Annotated in this window: 5 protein-coding genes; all 5 read right to left on the bottom strand. The window is 47.4% G+C overall.

Annotated features, from left to right (window positions below):
* A partial coding sequence (locus tag Q0241_RS07085; protein ID WP_299375243.1) for an ATP-binding cassette domain-containing protein occupies positions 1-688 on the bottom strand: 688 nt, incomplete at its 3' end.
* Positions 689-1468: an ABC transporter ATP-binding protein gene (locus tag Q0241_RS07090; RefSeq protein ID WP_299375246.1), complete on the bottom strand. Its 780-nt coding sequence runs from the start codon at positions 1466-1468 to the stop codon at positions 689-691.
* Complete coding sequence (locus tag Q0241_RS07095; RefSeq protein WP_299375249.1) at positions 1462-2295, bottom strand: ABC transporter permease; 834 nt, start codon at positions 2293-2295, stop codon at positions 1462-1464. The genes Q0241_RS07090 and Q0241_RS07095 overlap by 7 nt, the downstream gene beginning before the upstream one ends.
* The gene (locus tag Q0241_RS07100; protein ID WP_299375252.1) at positions 2292-3245 is read right to left on the bottom strand and encodes an ABC transporter permease; all 954 of its coding nucleotides are present in this window, start codon (positions 3243-3245) and stop codon (positions 2292-2294) included. The genes Q0241_RS07095 and Q0241_RS07100 overlap by 4 nt, the downstream gene beginning before the upstream one ends.
* Positions 3246-3349: 104 nt before the next feature.
* Positions 3350-4725, bottom strand: a 1376-nt coding sequence (locus Q0241_RS07105; protein ID WP_299375255.1) for an ABC transporter substrate-binding protein, incomplete at its 5' end; no start/stop codon positions are given.

Genomic DNA, 4725 nt, shown 5'->3' on the forward strand with positions numbered 1-4725 from the left:
GGGGGGCATGAATGAAGTCTGACGTTGGTCTGTCTTCGATAATGCGTCCCTGATCAATCAGGATAAGTTTATCCGACAGTCGCCAAAGGGTTCTGAGATCATGGGAGATGATCATCAAGCCGAAATCATAAACCTGCCGCAGGTTTCCTAATAACGCTATCATGTTTTTTTGCGTGACGAGATCAAGAGCAGAAAAAGGTTCATCTAAAATTAGAAACTCGGGCTGGGCGGCAATTGCCCGTGCGAGGGCGATACGCTGGCACTGCCCCCCAGATAAAGCATGAGGTTGTTTTTGCATAAGTGCAGGGGTGAGGCCAACTTGATGCAGTAAAGCTTGTGCTTTTTCACGTCGTTGAACTTTTGTCGTATCTTTATGTGTTTCCATTGCTTCTTCGACACAACGGACAGCCGATAAAAATGGACTAAGCGCCATATGGGGATCTTGCCACATGTATTGTATTCTATGGCCAGTTTTACCGAACATGGGGCGGAATGTCGTACCATCTATTTTGAAAGAAGACTGTTCTGTTTGATGGATGCCAACCATTGCCTTAGCCAGAGTAGATTTTCCACAACCGGACCGTCCCAATAATCCTGTTACCTTGCCGCGCTCTAGGGTGAACGAGATGTCATGCAGGATTTCATTGTCACCCAGTGAAAGGGACAGATTATCGACCTGTAAACTCATTTAGGCGACCCTCATGGCATCAATAATTTCCCGGGTGGTTTCGGCACGTTCACGATAGGTGAGCTCGTCCCTTGTACAACGATCAACAATCTTCCCGTCTTGCATGACCAATAGATCGCTGCAGACCTTTTTGACGATACGGATATCGTGACTGATGAACAGACATGCGGATTGAGTTTCTTCCAGCATGATGCCCATTGCCGAGAGAACATCCCGTTCCGTTAAAACATCAAGTCCTGTTGTTGGTTCGTCAGCGATCAAAAGCCTTGGTTTTAATAAAAGAGCCATCGCCATTAACACGCGCTGTTTCATACCGCCGCTCAGATGGTGCGGATACTGTTCCAGACATCGTAATGGCAATTGCATACGGTCGAAGGCATATTCAATAGCATCTGTTATCGTGGTTTTATCCTGATGGGTAACCGTTGAGATTTCTGACATCTGTTGCTTTATCGTCAGAGCGGGATGAAGAGCACTTCCGGGGCTTTGAAAGATACAGAAGATTCCCTGCCCACGCACACGACGTTTTTCAGCAAGAGAAAGGGTGAAAAGATCTTGCCCCAACAGGGTAGCTTGCCCCTGTTTTCTGATAAGCGGCGGACGTAGTATGTCCATGATAGCGTGGCTTGTGACCGATTTTCCGCATCCCGATCGCCCAATCAGCCCAAGACGTTGTCCTTGTGTCAGGGAGAAGCTTACATCATCTATAATAGGCTTTTGATCGTTATTTTGATGACAGATCGTCAAGTGGTCCAACTTGAAAAAGGGGGTGTCTACCATCGGAAAGGGCTCCTGTTATCAAGCTTGTGCCGTATACCTTCCCCAAGCAGGTTAAACCCCATGACGGCGAGGCTGATCAACAAACCCGGAGCAAGCAATAGACCGGGGCGTTCGGTAAAAAAGGGACGTGCTTCATTTAACATTGCGCCCCATTCCGCTTCGGGGGGCTGTGCACCAATTCCCAAAAAGCTGAGGGAAGAAAGTACCAGCAGGATCGAAGCCATTTCCAAACTCATTATGACAAACAGCGGGGGTAAGATTTGGGGGAGAATATGTCGTATGACCAACTTAAGCGGGCTAATACCACATTGACGGGATGCGAGTACAAAATCTTTGGAGAGTGCATCTGTTGTCAGAGTGTGGACTAGACGGGCAAGGCTCGGCCACCAAGCTAGGGCAACGCCAATGATGGCAGAGTTTAGAGATGCCCCCAGAAAACCAATAATGACCAGTGAAAAGATAATCATCGGAAAGGCGAGAAATATATCCGTTATTCGCATGAGTAGGTGATTAACCCATCCGCCAATCATCGCAGAAATGAGCCCGATCGGTAAGGCGATAAAAAGGATAGTCATGGACGTCATGATCGCGGCACCAAGGGACAGTAGTGTCCCGGACATTAAACGAGATAGCACGTCGCGCCCGAGATGATCTGTACCTAACGGGTAGGTCCAACTCATCCCATCTAGACGGCGTACAAGATCCATTTTGTTAGGGTCGTGCGGGGCAAAACTTTCACCAAAGAAGGCGATCAGCAGCAGGCATCCGATCAGGATAATACCGGCATTTAAACCAAGGGGGGTGGCACGCATTGATAGGATTTTCATTTCGCCCCTCCTTGAGAGTTTGTTCGCTCTCTAAAATGTGGTGTCAGCCAATAGTTTAAGAGATCGGCGATGAAATTACTGGCAAAGAAAATCAGCCCCATGAAAAGTAAGTAAGCCTGTAAAATTGCAAAGTCGCGTTCGAAGACGGCCTGTAGGGCCATTTGCCCAAGCCCCGGAAGGTTAAAAATATTTTCGACGATAAGGGATCCGCCGAGTAAGGCGCCAAAAGTTACTCCCCAATTGGTTATTAAGGGAGGAAGAATGGATTTTGTAATGTGGCGGCGTAAAATGAGAGACGGACTTAAGCCTTTGACTATGGCCAAACGGATGTAATCCTCGCTCATGACAGTTAAAATGCGATCACGCATCAAGCGTCCCATTGTTGCTGCACTGCCGAGGGAAAGGGCGAAAACTGGTAAAATGAGGTCATACCATGCCCCGGATCCTAGTAGCGAAATCCATTCAAGACTCAGGGCAAAAATAAATAACAGGAGCAGAGCGAGCCAAAAGGAGGGAATGGAAACCAGAAAGATGGAAAAGAACTGAACGAAATTTCCCAAAGTCTGTGACCGAGTTAATGCGGCCGTAATGCCAAACAAGGCCGAGAGTAAAATCGACAGAGCGAGAGATAAGCTCGCCAGAGTGAGGGTTAGGGGAAGGTGAGTTTTAAATTCTTCCAATACAGAGCGTCCAGAGGCAATGGATTGTCCCATATCCAGATGAAATAGCCGGATTAGCCAATCGATATAGCGTTTAAAGATTGGTTGATCCAAGCCGTATTCCTGACGCAGGGCTGCCACTTGATCCGGTGTGAAAATAACGCCAAGACGTCGCAATTCCATCTCGACAGGATCACCGGGGGTCAAGGCCACCATGAAAAAACCCAGCATGGACATACCAAGCAGAGTTGGAATTGCCGTTGCCATACGTTTCAGGATAAAGTTTCTCACTGGGGCTACTCCGCTCGCTTAAGATTTTTCAGAAATCTCAAACCGATGATCTCAAGCTGTGGTCCGCAGGCCGATATTTCGGCCTGCGGAATTCACAGATAAGATTATTTGATCGTTACACGACCGTAATCAATCCAGTCAGCGTGCTCAAACATAGGGATTTCCATGCCGGGACGTGACAGGTTGAAATTAGGCACCATTAGGATTGGAATAGCGGCCAGCTCATCTTGCACAATAGACCTGTGTGCTTTGCGAACATAGTCAATGATTTCTGTGCGACTTTGGGCTGCTCGTGCTTTTTCCAACAAGGTGTCTACTGTTTTACCCGGGGCGGTGTACTGATATCCCCAAGGTGTTTTTGAATGGAACAGGTTATAGAGTAGATAGGTTGGATCAGTGTTGTTGTTGGAAGCAAATTCCATATAGAGATCGGCTTCACCTGTCGCAAGATAGGTATCGTCATAAACACCGGAATCATCGACCTGTACCAGATCAATGTCGATACCAATAGAACGGAACATCTGTTCCAATAATTCTGGCATTGGACGAACAGAAGAGACGTTTGGATAGGCTGCAACCAGTTTAAGTTTAAGCGGGCGTCCGTCTTTAGCGCGCATGCCATTTTCACCCAAGATCCAACCAGCATCATCCAGAAGGGCGCCAGCTTTGTCGGGATCGTAAGCAAAGCCGTCTACGTGATCATCACCAAGGTCAAACATCCAGTTTGGCAATATACCTTTGGCAACTTCACCTCGGCCATCAAATAGAATTTCTGCTAACTGTGGGCGGTTAATAGCATAGGCAATCGCTTCTCTGACTCGCTTGTCCTGCATCGTGTCAAAAGGGGCTTTTCCGTGCATGTTTGCGAGCAACGCAACGTAACGGATGGGACGCGATTGGTGAACAACAATTGAACCGTCCTTTGGTAGAGCCAGCATCATTTGTGGGGTAACTTCGGCAATGACATCGACTTCGTTGTTTTTCAAAGCGAGAAGACGCACCTGATCGTCAGCGATAAAGCGATAGGAAATTTTTTCGATTGCGGGTTTTTCGCCCCAGTAATTATCGTTTCGCTTTAATGTGATAGATTGCTTCGGCTGATACTCTTCCAACAGGTATGGGCCTGTCCCAATAGGGTTTTGACTGCGATCACCCGCAGTAGAGAACAAAGAAGCGCCACGGTGGGTCATGTTTTCTATGACCAGTGCAGAACCGATTTCGGATTTGAATGTAAAGCTATAGGGACCTGTTTGCTCAAAACTTGCTTGATCAATCTGAAGGAAATCGGATTTTCCCTGATCGTAGAGTTTCAAGGCAGCAATTGCGGCTGCGGCATTAAAGTCTGAACCATCGTGGAACTTGATGCCTTCACGGACGTTGATTGAATAAGCCCCGTTTTTATAATCCCAGTCTTTAAACAAGACACCCTGAGGTTTGAAATTTTCATCCGGTTTGACCGCCGTCTCAACGATTTGCGCAG

The organism is uncultured Kiloniella sp. (assembly GCF_937128705.1).
Classification (GTDB): domain Bacteria; phylum Pseudomonadota; class Alphaproteobacteria; order Kiloniellales; family Kiloniellaceae; genus Kiloniella.